We start from the raw sequence: 23,056 nt of genomic DNA, 5'->3' as shown, positions 1-23,056 counted from the left end.
GGTTGGTTAGTTTGTTTTTAAAAATCCTGTGGATTCTGGGAAGATGAAGCAGGATTTTTTTATTTAAATACTTTCTTAAAAACAGAATTTATCACAAAATTAATATCAGAAGATATCTTTAAATAATAGCTTAATCCCAAATAGAAAATAGACACTAACACCGATTTTAAAGTGATATTTATTATAGGATGGAAATTAAAATCCCAAAAATAAAACAATGAAAAACTAACTAATACTAAAAATAAAGAAATTAAAGTTTTAGTTGTAAACGGAAATAATTTCATTTTTAAAACCACAAATAACAATTTAGCTAAACTGTACATGGTAATTGCTATTAAAGTCGCTAAAGCTGCTCCATTTAAGCCAAAATTAGGAATAAAATACATGTTTAACAAAACAATAAGCACAACCAATAACAATCCAAGAATTAAAACAGTTCTGTAGTATTTTGAATTAAAAATAATTGCATTATTATTTCCTAAAATTAAATCAAAATATTTTGACAATCCAATAGTAAATACAACAAACAAACCCTGACTATATTCGGCAGGCAACATCAAGTATAATTGATTAATATTTACTAAAATTCCTAGCAAAATCAAACCTCCAACTACTTGCAATGTTATGGAAGATTTCTTATACAAATCGTTCAATTCTTGCCATTTGTTTTCGCTCATCAGCTTTGCAGTGATAGGATAAGTAATTTGATGCATGGCTCTACTTGGTACAGAAATCACCATTGCAATAAAAATAGCTACTGAATAATAAGCAATATTATCAATCTTCATGTAATGCTTAATCATGTATTTATCAATATCTAAAAGCATATTAGCAATACTTGCGGACAAAATGATAAAAACTGTATAAGTCAAAATTGACTTACTTTGCTTTGGAATTTTAAAATGTAGTACAATTTTCTTGACTTTATTTGCATAAAAAACAATCAACATTAAACTTATTCCATATACTAAAACCAATGAATAAATAAAATCAGATGATGTGATGTATTCAAAATATACTCCAAAAAGTAAAAGCGTAATTAAAATTCGAACGAAAACTTCTTTAACAAAACTTCCAAAAACTGACTTCATGTGCGCACGTAACCATGCATAAAAAATTTCAAAATAACCCATAAAAATCCCAATAATCGGAATAATCCATACAAATGAATAAATTACTGGATTTTGTTGTGACTCGTAAGCAGCAATTGTATCGTAAAAGAAATAAAATAATACCATTAAAGGCGCAATAAAAAACAACGGAACCAATAGCATATATGTTATATAGCTGTTAAGCTCTTGTTCAGTTTTATTGTTTTCATTAAAAAACTTTATTAAGGTATTTTGAATTCCAAAAGACATAATTGGGTACAAAATGTTTGCAGCAGACAATACATAACCTGTTAATCCAAAGTAATCTTTTCCTAAAAAATAAGGATACATAAACAATGTATTTAATGCACCAATTCCAAACCCTAAAAAAGTAGTGATGGTGTTTTTAATTGATTGTTTAATGACAATTCCCATGTTTTGAGTGAATAGTTATTGGTTATTAGTGATTAGCAGTTTGACTAGTTTCTCAGTTAATGATTTTCTGCTGTATTGCTGTAAACCTACAGGATATACTTTTAAATTATGCTGCTGAAATTTTTCAAAACAAGATAAAATTTGAGTTTTTAATGCTTCTAACTCATCATATTTAAAGAAAGTTCCTGTATTTGTTTCTTTTATAATTTGGGCAAAATCTGCGTTTTCAGGACCAATTGCAATTATTGGTCGCTCAGACACCATATATTCAAATAATTTTCCTGGTATAATACACTTGGTTTCCTCAGAATCAATTTCTATTAACAACAAAACCTGTGAACTTCTTTGTTCAGTAATTGCTTCGTTATGTGGCAAATATCCCAAATGATTTACAAAATCATCCAAATGAAACTCTTGAATTGCTTGCAAGACTTCAGTGCTCACGGCACCAATCAATTTCAGTTGGAAATAATTAGCAAAATCGGCATTTTCACGAACCAACTCCGACAAAGCTTTCCACAAAATTCTTGGATTTCTAGCCGATAAAAACGAACCAATATGAGCTAACGTGAATTTTGCATCCAAAGACCTCTTGGTCACATGCTCTACATCATAACCATTTGTAATTACTTCTATTGGCTTGGAAGTAATTGTTTCAAATTCAGCTTTTGTAGTAGGAGAAGTTACCAAAAGCATATCGCAATTATTCATAACTTCTTTCTCCATTTGTTTGTGCTTATTTGCAGCCCAAGAACTTAATTTTAATTGTTTATGATAACCAATTGTTGTCCAAGGATCACGAAAATCGGCCAACCAAGTAATATTTAGTTCTTTTTTTAATTGTAAACCTATTAAATGCAAACTATGGGGTGGTCCTGTGGTGATTATCGTATCGATTTGATGCTCCTGAAGGTATTTCTTCAAAAAATTAACAGAAGGTTTTACCCAAAAGACTCTTGCATCTGGAATAAAAACGTTGCCTCGAATCCAAAGCATTACTTTTTCTACAAAAGATTGTTTTTTTTGATTCGGAATAATTCCTGAACTGATTCTTTTGGTCTTATTCTTCGAAAAAACAGAAGCTAAACCGTAAGGTTCAAAAATCGGTTGTTTGATAATTACAGTTTTATCTGAAACTTCACTCAATAATTTCTCATCAAGCAATGGATATGTTGGATTTTCTGGAATATAAACGTGAGGCTCGATATTAAAATCAGGTAAATACTTCACAAACTTTAACCAACGCTGTACGCCTGGACCTCCTGCTGGTGGCCAGTAATATGATATGATGAGTATTTTTTTGGTTGGTTTCAATATCAAATTCAATTACAAGTTCAAGTTCAAAATTTTAAACTTTTTTCTTTCTCTCAAAATAAACCCCCGCTCCAATTAATAATAACATTCCTATTGAACTAATTAATGCAATTGTACTTCCAGTTTTTATTACTTGAGGTTCAAATTTGAATTCGATAGTGTGTTTTCCTGCTGGGAGTTGTACACCACGTAATACAAAATCTACTTGATATATTTTAGTTTCTTTTCCATCAATAGTAGCTTTCCAACCGTTTTTATAATAGTTTTCAGAAAACACTCCAAATCCAGCTTTACTATTGTTTGAAATGTATTTTAGATGATTAGGATCCTGTAGAACTAACTGAATCGTTGCCGTAGAATCTTTTTCAAAAGAATCTTCTTTAATATCGTTGACAACTGAATTGATTACAACTTCATTCTTTGTATCCAACTTACTTAACGCTTTTATTTCTTCATCAGCAGATTTGACTACCTTTACTTTTTCTACAAACCAAGCACTTCCATTAGCAAACGGATTTGTAATTGGTACATCACCTTGACCTGTAGGAACAATCACATATTTTACATTTAGCATATCCAAAATAGGATTACTTTTTGTAAAACTAAAGGTTTTAAAATCGATTGAGCTTCCTAATTCGTTTATGTTTTTTTCTACATAATAATCAAATAGTTGATCAAATCGTCTTGGTCGAACCGCACTATAACCACCAACCGATTTATGAAAATAAGAAGTTCTAGCCTGCATTCTACCTTGAATTTCATACACTCTATAATTAGAAGTATCTTTCAAAATATGATTATCTACTTCTGTCGCTTCAAAAGGCATATCAACCTCACGAGCACTTTTAAATTGGTCTGGATTATTATACACGTAACGCTTATCTACCATGAACAAGTCTGCTACCATGAAAAAACCAACTGTTATAATAGCTGTTGTAGCTGCTAACTTATTTTTAATATATAACCAAAGTGCTATCGCTGCTACTAAGATTAATAATCCTGAACGCAATAAATCACTAGTATAAAAATTCATTCTATCTTCTTTAAGCGCATTGATAAAATTGATTCCAAATGATTTATCTTGACTTTCGCCAAACATTTGAATCAATTGTTCATCCATTGCTCCTGAAAAATTAAAGACACCTTTGGCTAAAAACAAAATTACTATCAAACCTAAACTTGTAGCAGTTGCTTTCCATAAACTAGTCCACTGTTTTTCTTTTTCAGTTGAGAAAAACGACTGTAATCCCATGATAGCCAAAACAGGAATACATAACTCTAGCACTACTTGAATTGAAGAAACCGCTCTGAATTTATCATAAAATGGAACATAATCGATAAAAAATCGAGTCAAGCCATCAAAATTTTTACCCCATGAAAGCAATAATGATAAAATTGCACCCGCAAGAAAAACATATTTTACTTTACGTTGATCATGAAATAATCCTAAAACGGCTAAAAAGAAAACTATGGCTCCAATGTAAGCAGGTGCAGCAACAATTGGCTGATCACCCCAATAGGTTTTACCATAATACTCAACTGTTTGTAGCGCTTCTGCTGGCGTGGCTCCATAATTTAGCAAAAATGTATATAATGCAGATTCTTCTCCTAATGTTTCGCTATTGCCACCTCCAAAAAGTCTTGGTGCAATTAAATTGAAACTTTCTGCAATTCCATAACTATATTCAGTAATGTATTCATGTTCCATTGCGGAATTTGTAATATTTTTAGAACCATCAGGCTTAAAAGTTAACTCACTTTTTCCACGAATACTAAAATCTGTATATTCTGCCGTAGCCATTAAATTAGTAGCATTTGCTCCCAAAGCTAATATCCCAGCTATTGCAAAGACACCAAATGTTTTACCTAAATCTAAATATTCCTTGTTTTTAACGGCAATAACAATATAATAAATTGCCATAATTAGCAGTAAAAACAATAAATAATAAGTCATTTGAAAATGGTTTGCATTAATTTCTAATGCAGCGGCCAACATCGTTACTAATCCTCCAATAATAAAGCGTTTTTGGAAAACCAATAAAACACCAGCAACAACCATTGGCATATAAGCAATTGCGTGAGCTTTGGCATTATGCCCAACACCTAAAATTATGATTAAATAAGTTGATAATCCAAAGGCTAAAGCTCCAAAAAAAGCTTTCAATGGGTCAACTTTTAAAACCATCAATAACACATAAAATCCAAGAAAATAAAGAAACAAATAGTCAGCTGGACGTGGTAAAAAACGTAAAATATCATCTAATGCGCCAATGGCATCATTTGGATATTTTGCTCCTAACTGATACGTTGGCATCCCACCAAAAGCACTATTGGTCCAATAAGGTTCTTCATTTGATTCTTTTCTAAAATCATTTTGTTCCTTAGCCATACCCGTATATTGAACAATATCAGATTGGAAAATTTTGTCACCTTGTAAAACAGGATAAAAATAAATAATTGATACTAAAACAAATCCGATAAGTACAAGTAAATGAGGAACTATTTTGTTGATTTTTTTCATTGGAATTATAATAAAAATAATAAGGTGCTAAAGTAACTAAAAAAAGGATATTGTTAAAATATCCTTTTAGTTTATGGGTAAAATACAATTATTTTATTTCTTCATAATCAATATAATCGCCAACAATTTTCTTTTCCTTTGACTGTGATTGTGTTGTTTGAGAAGAGTTATTTTGTTGTTGCTCTTGTTGTTGTCTATACTGTTCTTGCATTTTTTCTTGCATCTTATTCACTGCTTTTTGCATTAATATAGGAGCAAAAATACGCATCAAAAACTTGAACAAATAGTAACATAAAATAATGATTGCTATGGTTCTTAGCAAACTTGAGCCTGAAGCCATTTCCATATAAAACTGTTTTAAAATTCAAAAATACAGATATTGGTTGGTAAAACTTCAAAATTGTTTCTTAAAATTATTATAAAATAACTATTTTTGAAGATAAATTAAATTATATGAAGTCTCTACAAACACTTTTAGTTCTAGGATTATTGAGCAGTTTTCAATTAACTAATGCACAATTTACTGACGATATTAACTCAAACCGACCTGGAAGATCTATGATGGCTTTTTCTGTTGGAAAATCTGTATTTCAAACAGAAACTGGAATAAATTATGTAAATGAAGATCATAACACGCTAGACTACAAAGCTAGTGGTTTCATGGCTGAATTTGATTTGCGTTGGGGACTATTTTTTGAGCAATTAGAATTAATTGGCGAATTTCAATATCAAAATGATAGCTATACTTCAGACATAATTGACAAAAACAGAAGTGCTTTGAAAAAAACACTATTTGGAGCAAAATATTTAGTTTATGATCCTTTTAAAAACTATGAAGAAAAACCAAATTTATACAGCTGGAAAGCTAACCACCGTTTTAAATGGAGACAAATGATTCCTGCAGTTGCTGTTTATGGAGGTGTAAATTTAAACTTTTCAGACAATCCTTTCAATTTTGCACCTGTTGATATTGAAGAGCCTAAAATTAGTCCAAAAGCAATGCTGATAGCTCAAAATCATTTCGGTAGCCGTTGGGTTCTAGTAACAAATATTGCGTATAACAAAATAGGAACCGATTTTGCAAGTATTGATTACATTCTTACTTTAACAAGAGGTTTCAATAAACAGTGGTCAGGATTTATTGAAAATCAAGGATTTATGGGCGATTACTATTCTGACGGTGTATTTAGAATGGGTGCAGCATATTTATTTAATAAAGACATGCAAATTGACGCTTCAATTGGAAAAAATTTAAAAGGAACACCAAATCTTTTTACAGGCGGAATTGGTTTTTCTTGGCGTTTTACCAAAAACTACAAAGAAGTCAAAATAGAAAAAGACAACGGTAGTAAAATGGATAAAAAAATGAAGAAAAAAGGTGAAAAAGAAGCAAAAAAACGCAAAGATGCAGTAGAAGAATAAAATGATAACAATTAAAGAAGCATTTACCAAAAAAGAAATGAAAGATTACGTGATGTTTTCTTTCGAATTATATAAAAACAACCCTTATTGGATCCCTCCAATAATTGCTGAAGAATTAGAAACTTTTGATAAGACAAAAAATCCCGCGCTACAAACGGCTGAAGCACATTTTTATTTAGCCTATAAGAACGGTAAAATTGTTGGAAAAGTGGCAGCAATCATAAATTGGGAAGAAGTAAATCTATTAGAAAAAAGAAAAGTACGCTTTGGTTGGTTTGATGCAATTGATGATATCGAAGTTACAAAAGCACTTTTAAGTAAAGTTGAAGCATTAGGAAAAAAACACCAAATGGATCACATGGAAGGCCCGATGGGGTTTTCTAATTTAGATAAAGTAGGTGTGTTAAGTGAAGGTTTTGATCAAATGGGAAATATGATTACATGGTACAGTTTACCATACTACATCACTCATTTTGAACAACTTGGACTAGTGAAAGAAAAAGAATATCAAGAAAGTATTTTCTCTTTTAGTAATATTGACCCAACTACTTTTCAGAAATTTAGTGAACTAGTAAAACAACGTTATAGTTTAAAATCATTGAATTTCACAAAAACAAAAGACATTATGCCTTATGTAGATAAAATGTTTGACTTGTTTAACGAAACGTACTCAAAACTCCAATCATTTGTTCCAATAAATGATATTCAAAAGGCTTATTTTAAAAAGAAATACATCAGTTTTATCAATCCTGAATTTATTAAATTCATAATGGATAAAGACGATAATATGATTGCTTTTGCTATAGTAATGCCAGGTTTTGCACAAGCGCTTAAAAAAGCTAATGGTAAATTATTCCCTTTTGGGTTTTATCATTTATTACAAGCAAGGAAACATTCAAAAGAAGTAGTTTTTTATTTAATTGGTGTTGCCCCAGAATATCAAAGTAAAGGTGTAACTGCTATTATTTTTGACGAATATTATAAAGTCTGTCAAGCCAAAGGAATTGAAACTTGTATAAGAACACCTGAATTAGAGGAAAATCATGCAATCCACAATCTATGGAAAAACTTTAACACTAGAGTTAACAAACGCAGAAGAACATATAGAAAAGAGTTATAAAAAAAGGGATTCAAATTGAATCCCTTTTTTATATAGTGTAAGTTATTATCCTACTATTCTACGTTTTGTACACTTGCCTCAGCAATTTTAGCATACGTTCCGTTTACTAATTTTTCACGGATAGCTTCAAAAGCAGTTAATGTTTCATTAATATCTTCAATTGTATGTGATGCTGTAGGAATCATTCTTAATAAAATAATACCTTTTGGAATTACTGGATATACAACAATTGAAAGAAAAATTCCGTAGTTTTCACGTAAATCATTCACCATAATCATGGCTTCAGGAATAGAACCTTCTAGATATACAGGAGTAATACATGTATTTGTATCTCCAATATTAAATCCTTTTTCTTTTAATCCGTTTTGTAATGCATTAACATTTACCCATAATTTATCTTTAATTTCAGATGAATTACGTAACAATTCTAAACGTTTTAACGAACCAATTGTTTGAATCATTGGTAACGCTTTAGCAAACATTTGCGAACGTAAATTATATTTTAAATAATCAATAATATCTTTATCTGCTGCTACAAAAGCTCCAATATTAGCCATCGATTTTGCAAAAGTTGAGAAATAAACATCAATTCCATCTTGACAACCTTGCTCCTCACCTGCACCTGCACCAGTTTTTCCTAATGTCCCAAAACCATGTGCATCGTCAACTAATAAACGGAAATTGTATTTTTCTTTCATGGCTACAATTTCTTTTAATTTTCCTTGTTGACCACGCATTCCAAATACACCTTCAGTAATAAAAAGAATTCCTCCACCTGTTTCAGTAGCCATTTTAGTAGCACGTTGCAGGTTTTTTTCCATACTTTCTAAATCGTTGTGTTTGTATGTAAAACGCTTACCCATGTGTAAACGAACACCATCAATGATACAAGCATGTGAATCAACATCATATACAATAATATCATTCTTAGTTACTAAAGCATCAATAATTGACACCATACCTTGGTAACCAAAATTTAATAAATAAGCCGACTCTTTCATTACAAAAGCAGCTAACTCTTGTTCTAATTGTTCATGATATTTGGTATGACCACTCATCATACGAGCTCCCATAGGGTAGGCCGCTCCATAAGCAATTGCTGCTTCTGTATCTGCTTTTCTAACTTCTGGATGATTGGCTAATCCTAAATAATCATTCAAACTCCAATTTAAAATATTTTTTCCTTGAAATTGCATTCTTGGACCTAATTCTCCTTCTAATTTAGGGAATACAAAATATCCTTCTGCTTGTGAAGCCCATTTTCCTAACGGACCTTTATTGTTCTGAATTCTTTCGAATAAATCTTTTACCATGATATTTAATAGGTGTTAAAAACGAGACAAAAGTATAAAGAAAAAAGTTTTTATTATAATTTATTGCGTATGAAAATTTATACCTATAAAAATAATTCAAAAATCTTCTTGTTTATTTCATAAATGGGCTTACATTTGCACCGAACGACACAGAAATGTGGTTACACGTTCATCATAAAAGTCGGGGGCTCCACCTCGGCTTTTGTACTTTTATAACATTTGATACCACACTAATTTCTCTCAAATAAATCTTAAAAAATTTTATTTCTAATATAAAAAACATATTTTTACAACATAACAATATGTTTATTAGTATAAATAAAATTGCATGAGAAAAATTATTTTAACCACTCTTGGGCTTACACTTTTTTTAGTTAGTTGCTCAACAACTCAAAAAACTACTTCAAAAACAGTTGATGTTAATGTGTATAAAAATACCATAACACCTGCCGAACTAAGCAAACACCTTTATATTATTGCAGATGATAATATGGAAGGAAGAAATACTGGGGAACCAGGCCAAAAAAGAGCCGGAGAATATTTGATTAATGAATACAAAAAGATTGGAGTAAGCTTTCCTCCTGGCGCTACAGATTACTATCAAAAAGTACCTTCTGAATTTATGAAACGAGGATTTGCTCCTAAATTAAATGATTCTGAAAACATTTGGACGTTTATAGAAGGTTCTGAAAAACCAGAAGAAGTTTTAGTAATTTCTGCTCATTACGATCATGTAGGGATGAAAAACGGAGAAGTTTTTAATGGTGCAGATGATGATGGTTCTGGTACTGTAGCTTTATTAGAAATTGCTCAAGCATTTAATGAAGCAAAAAAACAAGGTTTTGGACCAAAACGTTCAATTCTTTTCTTACATGTAACTGGTGAAGAACATGGTTTGCATGGCTCTAGATTTTACTCAGAGAATCCATTATTTCCAGTAAAAAATACAATTGCAGATATTAATATTGATATGATAGGTCGTCGTGATACTTTACATCCAAATACAAATAATTATATCTATGTAATTGGTTCTGATAGATTAAGTAGCGAATTACACACTATTAATGAAGAAGTTAATGCAAAATACACGCAATTAGAGTTAGATTATAAATACAATGATCGTAAGGATCCAGAGCGCATTTATTATCGCTCAGACCATTATAATTTTGCTAAAAAAGGTATTCCAGCTATTTTCTTTTTTAACGGTATTCATGCAGATTACCATCAATCTTCAGACACACCTGATAAAATTGAATACGATGCACTTGCTAAACGAGCTCAACTCGCATTTGTATTAGCATGGGAATTAGCCAACAGACCTGAACGAATTAAAGTAGACAGAGACGGTAAATAATTATTTAATCTGAAATTTATTAACTCCAAATTATTTTTTTTGGAGTTTTTTTTAGCCTTTAAGGAAATGGCATCCTTTTTGTTTTTTCTATAAAAACAAAAAGATAAAACGAACTACAGGAATTTGCTCCAAAAAAATTTTATCTTTGTCAAAACATCCTTTTTATGAAGAAAATTACTTTATTATTTTTATCGCTAATCATTGTTTCTTGTGGTGTTAAACAGACACAATCTATGTTAAGTAATGGCGATTATGATGGCGCAATTATTAATGCAATAGATGCTTTACGAACAAACAAGAACGCAAAAAGCAAACAAGATTATGTATATTTATTAGAAGAGGCATTCGCTAAAGCTAAACAACGCGATTTAGAAACTTTAAATTTACTAATTAAAGAAAATAACCCTTCTAACTATGAAAGAATCTACAATTTATATACACAACTAAATAATCGTCAAGAGCGTATAAAACCTCTTTTACCACTTCAATTGTTAAAAGAAGGTAGAAATGCTATTTTCCCAATGAATGATTATTCTGATGAGTTAATTAGCAGTAAAAATAATCTTTCGGGTTTTTTATATGCAAATGCTAAAAAATTATTAGCTTCTAAAAACAAAATGGACTTTAGACAAGCTTATGATGATTTAGCCTATTTAGATAAATTAAATCCAAATTACAAAGACGTTAGAGCCTTAATGGATGAAGCGCAATTTAAAGGAACTGATTTTGTTCATGTATATACAAAAAATGAAACCAATATGGTAATTCCTGTTCGTTTACAAGATGATTTATTAGATTTTAGCACCTATGGAATCAATGATAAATGGACCGTTTACCACAATAACCGTCAGAATGGAATTAATTATGATTTTGGTATGATTGTTAACTTTAGAGAAATTAAAATTTCTCCTGAACAAATTAAAGAAAAACAGTTTGTCAAAGAAAAACAAATCAAAGATGGTGTGAAAAATCTTATAGATGCAAACGGAAATGTAGTAAAAGACAGTTTAGGCAATCCAATTAAAGTGGATAATATGAAAACTATCACTGTTAGTATTTATGAATTTACTCAGTTCAAATCATGTCAAGTAACTGCTAAAGTAGATTATATTGATTTTAGAAGTAATCAATTAATAGATGCATTTCCTGTAGCGAGTGAGTTTATTTTTGATTATATTTATGCTAATTATAATGGTGATAAACGCGCTTGTGAAGAATCCTATTACCAATATTTTGATAGAAGAGCCGTTCCTTTTCCAAGTAATGAACAAATGGTTTATGATACTGAAGAAGATTTAAAAGCCAAACTAAAAGGTATTATTACTAATAATAAATTTAGAAGGTAATATTTTACAATATCCCAAATAAAAAAGCATTTGAAATTCAAATGCTTTTTTATTATATGTATATTTTTAATTCTTCAACAACAATATCACTATGAGAAGCATCATAAACAACTACTCCATTCTTAATTAGCAATACTTGCGGCGATTGATGTTGTACATTAAATCGGAATGCAATTTCATTAGAAATATCTCGATAGTTTAATAAATCTAAAAAATAAGGTTCTATTTTTTCTTCTAAATTAAACTCATTTTCAAATTGTTTTAAAGCAAATCTACTAATACTACAACGCGTACTGTGCTTAAAAATTAAAACTGCTTTCTCTTCAGATATTGAAACAATTAAATCCAATTGATTCATAGCCGTTAATAGATTCCATTCCATCTTATTATTTGGTTTTTCTTCATCAGAAGATCCAAAAACATTTTTCAAAAAACTCATTTTTTGTCTCATTTTAAGACATTTTGACTTGAATTATTTCACAAAATACTAAAAAACAAGTCAAATTGTCTGATTTTTTACTTTGGAACATATATTGTCCAATTTTAAACAAAAGTAAACAACTTACAACATAATAAAAAACATGAACATTAATAAATTCACAATCAAATCACAAGAAGCTTTGCAACAAGCACAGCAAATTGTACAAAGTTTTGGGCAACAACAGCTTGAAAACGAACACTTATTTAAAGGAATTTTGGAAGTCGATGAAAACGTAACGCCTTTCATTTTGAAAAAACTCAACGTTAATGTGGAACTTTTCAAAAAAATATTAGACAGTACTATTCAAAGTTTCCCTAAAGTTTCCGGTAGTGATATTATGTTTGCTCGTGATACTGCAACAACCGTAAATGAAGCCGAAATCATTGCCAAAAAAATGAACGATGAATTCGTTTCTATCGAGCATTTAATTTTAGCTATTTTTAAATCAAAAAGCAAAGTTGCACAAATTTTAAAAGATCAAGGTGTAACCGAAAAAGGTTTGCTAGCAGCTATTGACGAAATGCGAAAAGGCGAAAGAGTAACTTCTGCTTCAGCTGAAGAAACTTACAATTCTTTAAATAAATATGCTAAAAACCTAAACGAGCTAGCTAAAAATGGTAAACTCGATCCTGTAATTGGTCGTGATGAAGAAATTCGTAGAGTTTTACAAATTTTAACGCGTCGTACCAAAAATAATCCAATGCTAGTCGGTGAGCCTGGTGTTGGTAAAACAGCTATTGCAGAAGGGTTAGCACATAGAATAGTTGACGGTGATGTTCCCGAAAATCTAAAAGATAAAATTGTTTATTCTCTAGACATGGGTGCACTAATTGCTGGTGCGAAATACAAAGGAGAATTTGAAGAACGATTAAAAGCTGTAGTGAAAGAAGTAACTTCAGCCGAAGGTGACATTGTGCTATTCATAGACGAAATTCATACATTAGTTGGTGCTGGTGGTGGTGAAGGTGCTATGGATGCTGCCAATATTTTGAAGCCTGCTTTAGCTCGTGGAGAATTACGTGCGATTGGTGCCACAACTTTGGATGAATACCAAAAGTATTTCGAAAAAGACAAAGCTCTAGAACGCCGTTTCCAGAAAGTATTGGTTGATGAACCTGATACCGAAAGTGCTATTTCAATTTTGCGTGGTATCAAAGAAAAATATGAAACACACCACAAAGTGCGTATCAAAGACGATGCTATTATTGCAGCTGTGGAACTTTCACAACGTTATATTACCAATCGTTTTCTTCCTGATAAAGCTATAGATTTAATGGACGAAGCGGCTTCAAAATTACGTATGGAAATCAATTCAAAACCTGAAGAATTAGATGTTTTGGATAGAAAAATCATGCAATTGGAAATCGAAATTGAAGCTATAAAACGTGAGAATGATGAAACTAAGTTAAAAGTACTTGGCTTAGATTTAGCTAACTTAAAAGAAGAGCGCAACGAAATTTTCACCAAATGGAAATCAGAGAAAGATGTTGTAGACAATATTCAAAACGTAAAGCAAGAAATTGAAGATTTCAAAATAGAAGCCGAACAAGCAGAAAGAAATGGCGATTATGGAAAAGTAGCAGAAATTCGTTATGGAAAAATCAAGGAAGCACAAGAACGTTTGGATACTTTACAAATCCAGTTAGCCGAAAACCAAGCAGGAACTTCATTAATCAAAGAAGAAGTTACACGAGAAGATATTGCTGAAGTAGTTGCTAAATGGACAGGAATTCCTGTAATGAAAATGCTCCAAGGCGAAAGAGAAAAATTACTTCGATTAGAGGAAGAATTGCACAGAAGAGTGGTTGGTCAAGAAGAAGCTATTGAAGCCGTGAGCGATGCTGTTCGTAGAAGCCGTGCTGGCTTACAAGACATGAAAAAACCAATTGGCTCTTTCTTATTCTTAGGAACAACAGGTGTTGGGAAAACTGAATTAGCAAAAGCATTAGCCGAATATTTATTCGATGATGAAAATGCAATGACACGTATCGACATGAGTGAATATCAAGAACGTCATTCAGTAAGTAGATTAGTAGGTGCGCCTCCAGGTTATGTGGGCTATGATGAAGGCGGGCAATTGACAGAAGCTGTTCGTAGAAAACCATATTCAGTGGTGTTATTAGACGAAATTGAAAAAGCGCATCCTGATACATTCAATATCTTACTACAAGTTTTAGACGAAGGAAGATTAACGGACAACAAAGGTCGTGTAGCTGATTTTAAAAATACGATTATCATCATGACTTCTAATATGGGAAGTGCTATTATACAGGAGAAATTTGAAAATTTAAAAGGAGGAATTGATGCCGCAACTGAAGCAGCCAAAGTAGAAATTTTAGGTTTATTGAAGCAAATTGTTCGTCCAGAATTTATCAATAGAATTGACGAGATCGTAATGTTTACGCCACTAACCAATGCAAATATCAGAGAAATTGTTGGTTTGCAATTGAAAAGTGTTATTAAAATGTTGGCACATCAACAAATCACAATGGATGCGACACCTGAAGCTATTGATTACTTGGCACAAAAAGGTTTTGACCCTCAATATGGTGCTCGACCTGTAAAACGAGTAATTCAACGAGAAGTATTGAATCAACTTTCTAAAGAAATTTTGGCAGGTAAAGTTACTGTTGATAGTATCATTTTGTTAGATAGTTTTGATGGACAATTGGTATTCAGAAACCAAAATTAAATAAAGTATGTAGTTTTTTTCATAAATTAGGTTTGTTTAGTTAGTCCCAATAGATTTATTAAGTCTATTGGGATTTTTTAGCTCTTAAAGTTTAAAAAAAATGATTTTTTTTATTTAGGTTTACTGCATAAAATCAAAACATGAAAAAACTTCTTACTATCGTATTGACAATTCTGTCTTTTACAACTTTTTCACAAGAAATAAAGTTTGAAAAACCAAACTATAACAAAATTGAAAAAGAAATTCAAAAAAAATCTTCAAGCTATTATTATGAAAAGCTCAAAGAAAAATTCAATGCTTCAGATTCAACTATGACATTGGAAGAAAAAAGACATTTATATTATGGCTTTTCTTTTCAAAAAGAATATTCAAGCAGTTATCACAATAAGGCCAATGATAGCTTAATAAATGTTCTGAATAAACAAAATCATTTGACAGATGATTTTAAAAAAATTATAACATTTGGCAATCAAATTTTATCTGAAAATCCATTTGACTTAAGAGTATTAAATTATCAATTATATGCATATGAAAAAATGCAGGAGAAAGATAATTATATTAAAAAACTAACTCAGTTTTCTATAATTGTAGATGCTATTTTAAGTAGTGGTGATGGAACTAGCAAAGAAAATGCCTTTTATGTAATTAATGTTTCACACGAATATGATATTTTAAACATTATTGGTTTCGAATTTGGTGGTAGTCAAAGTCTTATCGCTGGTCAATATGACTATCTCAAAGTAAAGGAAAATAATTTTAAAATCGATGGATTATATTTTGATATTAGTCCAAGCATTAAAAGCATTGAAAATATGTTTAAAGATTAATATTTCTTAAAAAAAACTAAATTAAAATTATGAAAAAAATATTTTTATCAGTCTTACTAGTCCTATCATTTGTTTCCTTAGCACAGGAAAACAATATAATCAATGACATCAAAAAAATAAAAAATAAAGAATTAGCTAAAGCATTTGCAACACAAGATGTTGTTTTTAATGAAATTGAACTTTTTTTAAATCCCAAAGAAGTCACCAAGAATGATTCTCTCTTATCAAGTGTAGAAATTTTATCAGAATTATATAACTCTATTAATAAAAATAATAGCGCTTTTTATGCCTTAAAATTAGATAAAAAAGAAGTTGAATTATTAGATAGCTATTATGAATACCGATTAGAAAAAATCGATTCTTTATACAAACCATTTTTAACCAAGCAAACTACTGCAAGTAAACAAAAAACTGAAACGCCTACAGTTACAAAAATTGAAAGCACAAAAATTGAAGACACAAAAATAATTGAATCCGCTCCATCTCATGAATCGTGTATCAATTCTGAATTAGGTGTTAACAAATGTGTTCAAAATATCATTCTAAATAAAGTTAGAAATAATTATAACGTCCCAGAGTACAGAACTATCGGAGTTCCACAATTAAAAATTTTTCTTAATCTAAACATAAATAAGGCAGGAAAATTAGAAACCGAAAAAGTTCTACGTTCAAGTGGATACTTTGAATATGATATGGAAGCTATTCGTGTTATGAGTATAATTAAAAAAAATATAACTTTTATTCCAGCTCATTCAAATGGCAAACCAGTTAATTGCTCATATGTTATTCCGATAAATGTTGCAATTATTGAAGATTAATTTTCAAAACAATTAGTATAAAAATCCTCAATATTCTTGGGGATTTTTTGTATCAACGTCTATTCATAATCATTAAAGAAAATAAAATGATTTTCATTGTTAAACAAGTTTCTAATTATAAATTACTAAATTTGAATAACTAACCAAAAACTATTGTTATGAACAAGATTGTATTAAAAAATGGACTATTTGGAAGCGTTATTGTTTCTTCATTATTAGTATTTATTACTATGTACATGAAATCAAATCCAGAAAAAGAAGTGAGCATGACTGTTGGATTTGCTGGTATGATACTTGCTTTTTTCTTTGTTATATGGGGAATTAAACAACAGCGAGATGCGAATAATGGCGTAATTTCATTTGGAAAAGCATTCATTACTGGCTTTATGATTACTCTAATTATTTCAACAGTTTATGTCTTAGTTTGGTTGATTATTTTATATAATTATTTTCCAAATTTTGCAGAGCATTATACTGATATGGCTATTCAAAAAGCAAGTCCAGATGAAGTTGCTAAAGTAACCGAAGACATGAACTCTTTTAAAGAAATGTATAAAAATCCAATTATGGTTATATTACTAACGTATGTAGAAATTTTACCGCTAGGAATTGTATTTTCAATCATAAGTGCTTTAATTTTAAAGAGAAAAACAAACTAATTCTAATGAAACAACCACAAATTTTTATTCCTTTATTTTTTATAGGACTAATTCTTTCAGCAATCAATCCTAAGGAATATTTCACTTGGTTTTTAGAAGTTTCTCCGGCAATTATTGGTTTACTGATTTTAGTTTTTACTTATAAAAAATTTCAGTTTACTAATTTTACTTATTTCTTCATTCTCATTCATTGTTATATTTTATTTCTTGGTGGGCATTACACGTACGCTGAAGTACCACTGTTTGATTGGATTAAAGAAGCATTTGATCAAAGCCGAAACAATTACGATAAAGTCGGGCATTTTGCCCAAGGTTTTATTCCAGCAATGATTGTGAGAGAATTATTTATTCGCAAAAAGGTTATTTCAAATCAAAGTTATTTTAACTTCATTATTGTTTCGGTTTGTTTAGCAATTAGTGCAGCTTATGAATGGTTAGAATGGGGTGTTTCACTTTGTACTGGTGATGGCGGTGATGCTTTTTTAGGAACACAAGGCTATGTTTGGGACACTCAATCTGATATGTTATATGCAACCATTGGCGCCATTTGTATGCTGATTTTCTTTAGAAAAAAACACGATAAAGCAATTCAAATTCAATAACAAAGAAATACTATAAAAATGTTACAACTCAACTTCTCTCCTTTTCCAATACTAGAATCAGAACGTTTACGTTTTAGAAAGCTAACAGATAATGATGCGCCAGAAATTTTAGCACTCAGAGGTAATCCAGAAACAATGAAATTTATTCCAAGACCACTTGCTACAAATATCGAAGAAGCTCTAGCGCATATAAAAACAATCAACGACAAAATAGACGAAAATATTGATATCAATTGGGCTGTAACCGAAAAAGGAAGCGACAAATGTATTGGGCTTATGGGATTTTATCGAACACAACCCGAACATTTTAGAACCGAATTAGGCTACATGATTGCTCCAGAACATTGGGGAAAAGGTTATGTAACTGAAGCCGTAAAAACATTATTAAATTTTGCTTTCAACACATTAAATTTTCACTCAATTGAAGCAGTAATTGATTCAAGGCATAAAGCTTCAGAGCGTGTTTTACAAAAAGCTGGTTTTGAAAAAGAAGCCCATTTTAAAGAGAATTTTTATTACAACAACGAGTTTACTGATACCGTAATTTATGGTTTACTAAAGCAAAATTTTATAAAATAAAATATATGACCGAATTTGAAAAACAATTCCGCGAGGTGCAAGAACTTCTCGAATTTAACGACTTCAATCAAACCATAAAACGAGTAATAGATTTTACTTTAGATTCCGAAAACATAGATTTTTATACTAAAACCAATGCATTTTTAAATTGGTTAGACCATAATGAAAAAGAAGACGAAGATAAAAAAACTCGTTTAAAAACCTTGTTAGATGAACTTTACGCGTTTTTAAGCAAAAAAGAATGTCACAATCATCAAACCATTATTTCGGTTAAAAATCTACAAAAAGTATATAATGCTTCTTTTGGATTAGGTCCAATTAACCTAGATATTAAAACAGGTGAAATCATTGGTTTGGTTGGCGAAAACGGAAACGGAAAAACGACTTTACTACGTAGTTTATGTGGTGAATTACATCCAACATCTGGAACCATAAATTATCAATTTCAATATGATGATTTGTATGATTTGCGAACAAAATTAGTCTACATTCCACAACGAACTGACACTTGGCGCGGTTCTATGTACGAAAATTTAGAATTTACAGCAAGTTGTTACGGCTACTTACCAGAAGAAAATAATTTGGTAGTAGATTTAGTCATAACGCGTTTAGGATTGCGAAAATTTAGAAAACATTACTGGAATAATTTATCTTCTGGTTACAAAATGCGTTTCGAATTGGCTCGGATGTTACTCCGAAAACCAAAAATTTTATTGATTGACGAACCTTTGGCAAACTTAGATATTTTGGCACAACAAACCATTTTAGACGATTTTAGAAACATCGCCAATTCGGCTTTTAGACCGATTGCTATTGTGTTGAGTTCACAACAATTGTACGAAGTGGAAAAAACATCAAATCAGGTGGTTTTCTTAAAACGTGGTTCACAAAAGAATTTAAATGCCGAAAATGATGTAGCAAAAAATTGCATTATCGAATTTGAAAGTTCGTTGAATTTAAGCGATTTAAAAGAAGCGTTTACAACTCTAGAAGTAATTTCTTTGGAACAAAATGGTGGAACTTTTATTGCTACTTTTCCAGAAAAAATTGAAATGAATGATTTCTTAAAAGTGGTTATAAACCAATCGATTCCAATGACTTACATGCGAAACATTTCAAATTCAACACGTCGCTTTTTTGTGAACTAAAAAAATAAAATCATGTTTAAAGATATACAGAAAAAATTATTACTAAAATATCCATTGCTTTGGAACACCAAATTTGTTCCAATGGTTGCTATTGGATTACTACTTCACGTCATCTTTTTTGGATTAGGTTATTTAGACGGAACTATTGATTTTTCAAACAAAAACAATATTGATATAGAAGCACTATCTATTATGTTTGGTGTATTAATCAATATAATAATCACAATATTATGGTTAGTTAACTACTTTAAAAACAATTCTTTAAAATCATTTTACAGCAAATCAAAATACAGTTTATTTTACGAATGGTTGCAAATATTTATTATTAGTACATTATTGATTACGTTTTATTTACCATTTTCTATTGGGAAACAATTGCACCAAAAAAGTTATTATTCACTTGAAGAAACAACCAATCGTTGCAAAACCATTGCTACTGCAGATATGTTTATTGATGGAAGTTTTGGAGAAACAGAATTAGATTCAATACATAAATCAAAATTAAATGATGAAGAATACAATAAATATTTAACCAGTGAAATAGGAGTTAACCGAGATTCAAACTATTATTATTTTAATAAAGATTACATCAATTTCAAAGAAAAAAAATACAATCAATTTTCGTTACTAAACAGAAATACGTTTGAATTTACTGTTATTTCAAGAGAACAAGATTCGTTAAACAGAATACAAGTTCAAAATTGGTTACACCAAGACAATAAAGCTGAAGTTAAAAAGCTAATGGACAATTATTTAAATTTAATTAGAGAGCACAATTTAGCAACCAATTTAACTTTAGACAAATGGTTTGATATTGTTTACAAAGCCCCTGAATTTAATGAGTTTTTATACATTCAACCTTATTTGAGAGAATACGAAACAGACAATTCATATAATAGTTATGACTATGTAGCTAAAGTTGGCAATGGCGAACGAAAATATTCTAAATATTTTGTGCAGCAAGATGTTTTAAAAGATAAATACGATACGGTTTCAGAAGCACATATGGATTCATTTTTCAATATTGAAATGATTTTAGGGTTTTTATATGGTGCCTTAGGGCTATCCTTACTGATATTCTCATTTAGAACAACCTCTGGAAAGAGTTGGTTAATTGCTAGTGTTACTACAGGTATAATTAACATAATATATGGAATTTTTACTGTGGTTTCAAGAGCTGACATGTTGTATTTCTATTTAATAATACCAACAATTTTAGTAATTATCCTTTACTTTTTTGTCATATGTTATAAAAAGAAAAATTTACAATTAAGCAGAATTGCATTAAATTTATTTTTGTGGTTTTTTACAGCAGTAATCCCTATTATTTACTTTATTTTAATTGAAGTAAACAGACCAAATTATTATGATAATTATAATTTACAACGTTACGAAGATTCAAAATTATATGATTGGCTAAATGATCATTTAATTCATATGTTTTCATTGAATTTTATATTATCAATAACATCACTTTTCTTGTTATCAAAAATCATTAGAAACTGGAAAGGAATTGCAGAAAATTAAGTATGATAGTTTATATTAAAAAGCTCCCAAATTTGGGAGCTTTTTAATTTATGACAAACCAGTTATTACACCGTTATTATCAATATTTATTCGTTCTGCGTTTGGAACAGCGGGTAAACCAGGCATTCGCATTACTTCTCCTAAAAGCGGTACAATAAATCCGGCACCACTCGCAATTTCAAATTCACGAACTGTAATATCAAAATTTGTAGGGCGACCAATTAACTTTTCATTATCTGAAAAACTCGCTGGCGTTTTAGCCATACAAACCGAAAAATGACTAAACCCTAAATCGTTAATCATTTTTAATTGTGTTTTTGCTTTTGGAGAAAAATCTACCGTATTGGCACCATAAATTTCCATAGCAACCGTTTTAATCTTGTGCTCAATACTATCCGAAGGCACATAAAGTGGTTTGTAATTTGCTTTTCCTGCTTCTATTTCGGCAATAACTTTTTCAGCCACTTCCGCCGAACCTTTTCCTCCATGAACAAAAGCTGTGCTTACAATTGCTGTAACACCTTTAGTAGCACATAAAGCTTTTAATTTATCGTATTCCGCTTGTGTATCATCAGGGAAAGCATTCACACAAACGACTGGATTAATTCCAAATTTTTGAATGTTTTCAATATGTTTTTCTAAATTGCAAAAACCTCCTTCAATCGCGCTTACATTTTCAGTTTTGAAATCTTCCGCCGCTAATCCTGCATGATGTTTAATCGCTCTTATTGTTGCTACTAAAACAACTGCATCTGGTTTTAAACCTGATTGTTCACATTTGATATGCAAGAATTTTTCTGCTCCTAAATCAGCACCAAAACCCGCTTCTGTTACTACGTAATCACCAAGCGACAATCCCATTTTGGTAGCAATTGCCGTATTCGTTCCTTGCGCAATACTTGCAAATGGTCCGCCGTGCAAAATTGCAGGATTTCCGTCTAACGTTTGCACTAAATTAGGTTTAATGGCATCTTTCAATAAAACGGTCATTGCCCCTACTGCATTCAAATCGCGGGCAAAAATTGGCTTTCCATCAAAAGTTTTTCCAATAAAAATATTTCCTAAACGAAGTTTCAAATCTTCTAAATCTTTTGCCAAACACAAAATTGCCATTACTTCTGACGCAGGTGTAATATTGAAACCGTCTTCGCGCAACATTCCGTTTGTTTTTCCTCCAACACCAATGATAATTTGACGAAGCGAACGATCATTCATATCCATCACTCGTTTCCAAGCAATTGTTCGTGGATCTAAATTCAATGAATATTTATGATTTTGCAGATTATTATCAATAATCGCCGAAAGCAAATTATTTGCCTTTTCAATCGCAGAAAAATCTCCTGTAAAATGCAAATTGATGTCTTCCATTGGCAAAACTTGGGCATAACCACCGCCAGCGGCACCACCTTTTAAACCAAAAACAGGTCCAAGTGATGGTTCTCTCAAAACCGCAATCGCTTTTTTACCAATGTAATTTAAACCATCGGTTAAACCAATTGACATGGTTGTTTTACCTTCACCATATTTGGTAGGTGACATGGCTGAAACTAAAATAAGCTTACCTTTTGGAGTTTCTTGTTGTAGCTGTAATGGTAACTTGGCTTTGTATTTGCCATAATATTCTAAATCGTCGTTTGAAATATTAATTTTATTGGCGATTTCTTTAATATGAGACATCGTTGCATTTTGTGCAATTTCAATGTCTGATGGAAATGTTGACATTAGTTGTGTGTTTTAATTTAAATCTAAAATTAAGTAATTAATGGCGTTGTAAAAATGACAAAAATCAATAAAAAACCTACAAGAT

At 30.6% G+C, this 23,056-nt stretch carries 19 protein-coding genes; 12 read left to right on the top strand and 7 right to left on the bottom strand.

What is annotated here, in order from left to right:
• Nucleotides 1-59: 59 nt before the first annotated feature.
• From VK164_RS03440 to VK164_RS03425, 4 genes are all read right to left on the bottom strand, one after another.
• Nucleotides 60-1,526: a lipopolysaccharide biosynthesis protein gene (locus tag VK164_RS03440; RefSeq protein WP_324208007.1), complete on the bottom strand. Its 1,467-nt coding sequence runs from the start codon at nt 1,524-1,526 to the stop codon at nt 60-62.
• Nucleotides 1,527-1,541: 15 nt separating this feature from the next.
• Nucleotides 1,542-2,840, bottom strand: coding sequence for a glycosyltransferase family 4 protein (locus VK164_RS03435; RefSeq protein ID WP_324208006.1), 1,299 nt, complete (start codon nt 2,838-2,840; stop codon nt 1,542-1,544).
• A 34-nt stretch (nt 2,841-2,874) separates the two neighbouring features.
• On the bottom strand, nt 2,875-5,361 hold the full coding sequence (locus tag VK164_RS03430) for a YfhO family protein (protein WP_324208005.1): 2,487 nt from the start codon (nt 5,359-5,361) through the stop codon (nt 2,875-2,877).
• Between the two features lie 88 nt (nt 5,362-5,449).
• Nucleotides 5,450-5,707, bottom strand: a complete 258-nt coding sequence (locus VK164_RS03425; protein WP_324208004.1) for a DUF4834 domain-containing protein — start codon at nt 5,705-5,707, stop codon at nt 5,450-5,452.
• A gap of 107 nt (nt 5,708-5,814) precedes the next feature.
• On the opposite strand from VK164_RS03425, the gene VK164_RS03420 reads away from it, so the two are divergent.
• Both VK164_RS03420 and VK164_RS03415 read left to right on the top strand, forming a co-directional pair.
• Complete coding sequence (locus tag VK164_RS03420) at nt 5,815-6,783, top strand: transporter (protein WP_324208003.1); 969 nt, start codon at nt 5,815-5,817, stop codon at nt 6,781-6,783.
• A 1-nt stretch (nt 6,784) separates the two neighbouring features.
• A complete protein-coding gene (locus VK164_RS03415; RefSeq protein WP_324208002.1) occupies nt 6,785-7,903 on the top strand; it encodes a GTP cyclohydrolase in 1,119 nt (372 codons plus the stop codon).
• Between the two features lie 53 nt (nt 7,904-7,956).
• Here the strand turns inward: VK164_RS03415 and VK164_RS03410 are convergent, their stop codons facing one another.
• Nucleotides 7,957-9,216 carry an aminotransferase class I/II-fold pyridoxal phosphate-dependent enzyme gene (locus VK164_RS03410; RefSeq protein WP_324208001.1) on the bottom strand — a complete coding sequence of 420 codons (1,260 nt, stop codon included), beginning with the start codon at nt 9,214-9,216 and terminating at the stop codon, nt 7,957-7,959.
• A gap of 328 nt (nt 9,217-9,544) precedes the next feature.
• Between VK164_RS03410 and VK164_RS03405 the strand changes: the two genes are divergently transcribed.
• Nucleotides 9,545-10,570 (top strand): M28 family metallopeptidase, encoded by a 1,026-nt coding sequence (locus VK164_RS03405; protein ID WP_324208000.1) that lies wholly within the window; start codon nt 9,545-9,547, stop codon nt 10,568-10,570.
• A gap of 164 nt (nt 10,571-10,734) precedes the next feature.
• Nucleotides 10,735-11,916, top strand: coding sequence for a hypothetical protein (locus tag VK164_RS03400; RefSeq protein WP_324207999.1), 1,182 nt, complete (start codon nt 10,735-10,737; stop codon nt 11,914-11,916).
• Nucleotides 11,917-11,968: 52 nt separating this feature from the next.
• On the opposite strand, the gene ytxJ is transcribed toward VK164_RS03400, so the two are convergent.
• The gene (ytxJ, locus tag VK164_RS03395; RefSeq protein WP_324207998.1) at nt 11,969-12,367 is read right to left on the bottom strand and encodes a bacillithiol system redox-active protein YtxJ; all 399 of its coding nucleotides are present in this window, start codon (nt 12,365-12,367) and stop codon (nt 11,969-11,971) included.
• Between the two features lie 130 nt (nt 12,368-12,497).
• On the opposite strand from ytxJ, the gene clpB reads away from it, so the two are divergent.
• The 8 genes from clpB to VK164_RS03355 all read left to right on the top strand — a co-directional run bounded on the left by clpB (nt 12,498) and on the right by VK164_RS03355 (nt 21,249).
• The gene (clpB, locus tag VK164_RS03390; protein ID WP_324207997.1) at nt 12,498-15,089 is read left to right on the top strand and encodes an ATP-dependent chaperone ClpB; all 2,592 of its coding nucleotides are present in this window, start codon (nt 12,498-12,500) and stop codon (nt 15,087-15,089) included.
• A gap of 140 nt (nt 15,090-15,229) precedes the next feature.
• Nucleotides 15,230-15,916, top strand: a complete 687-nt coding sequence (locus tag VK164_RS03385) for a DUF4919 domain-containing protein (RefSeq protein WP_324207996.1) — start codon at nt 15,230-15,232, stop codon at nt 15,914-15,916.
• Between the two features lie 29 nt (nt 15,917-15,945).
• On the top strand, nt 15,946-16,734 hold the full coding sequence (locus VK164_RS03380; RefSeq protein ID WP_324207995.1) for an energy transducer TonB: 789 nt from the start codon (nt 15,946-15,948) through the stop codon (nt 16,732-16,734).
• 158 nt (nt 16,735-16,892) lie between these two features.
• Nucleotides 16,893-17,393: a DUF4199 domain-containing protein gene (locus VK164_RS03375; RefSeq protein ID WP_324207994.1), complete on the top strand. Its 501-nt coding sequence runs from the start codon at nt 16,893-16,895 to the stop codon at nt 17,391-17,393.
• A gap of 5 nt (nt 17,394-17,398) precedes the next feature.
• Complete coding sequence (locus VK164_RS03370) at nt 17,399-17,995, top strand: DUF2238 domain-containing protein (protein WP_324207993.1); 597 nt, start codon at nt 17,399-17,401, stop codon at nt 17,993-17,995.
• 18 nt (nt 17,996-18,013) lie between these two features.
• On the top strand, nt 18,014-18,574 hold the full coding sequence (locus VK164_RS03365) for a GNAT family N-acetyltransferase (protein ID WP_324207992.1): 561 nt from the start codon (nt 18,014-18,016) through the stop codon (nt 18,572-18,574).
• 5 nt (nt 18,575-18,579) lie between these two features.
• Nucleotides 18,580-19,722: an ABC transporter ATP-binding protein gene (locus tag VK164_RS03360; protein WP_324207991.1), complete on the top strand. Its 1,143-nt coding sequence runs from the start codon at nt 18,580-18,582 to the stop codon at nt 19,720-19,722.
• A 12-nt stretch (nt 19,723-19,734) separates the two neighbouring features.
• Complete coding sequence (locus VK164_RS03355; protein WP_324207990.1) at nt 19,735-21,249, top strand: hypothetical protein; 1,515 nt, start codon at nt 19,735-19,737, stop codon at nt 21,247-21,249.
• 48 nt (nt 21,250-21,297) lie between these two features.
• Here VK164_RS03355 and VK164_RS03350 read toward each other — a convergent pair whose 3' ends face one another.
• Nucleotides 21,298-22,971: a formate--tetrahydrofolate ligase gene (locus tag VK164_RS03350; protein WP_324207989.1), complete on the bottom strand. Its 1,674-nt coding sequence runs from the start codon at nt 22,969-22,971 to the stop codon at nt 21,298-21,300.
• Nucleotides 22,972-23,056: the final 85 nt, after the last annotated feature.

This window comes from Flavobacterium sp., from assembly GCF_035299005.1.
Taxonomy (GTDB): Bacteria; Bacteroidota; Bacteroidia; order Flavobacteriales; family Flavobacteriaceae; genus Flavobacterium.
The sequence above is the reverse complement of the archived record's forward strand: the minus strand, read 5'-3'. Positions and strand labels throughout refer to the sequence as shown.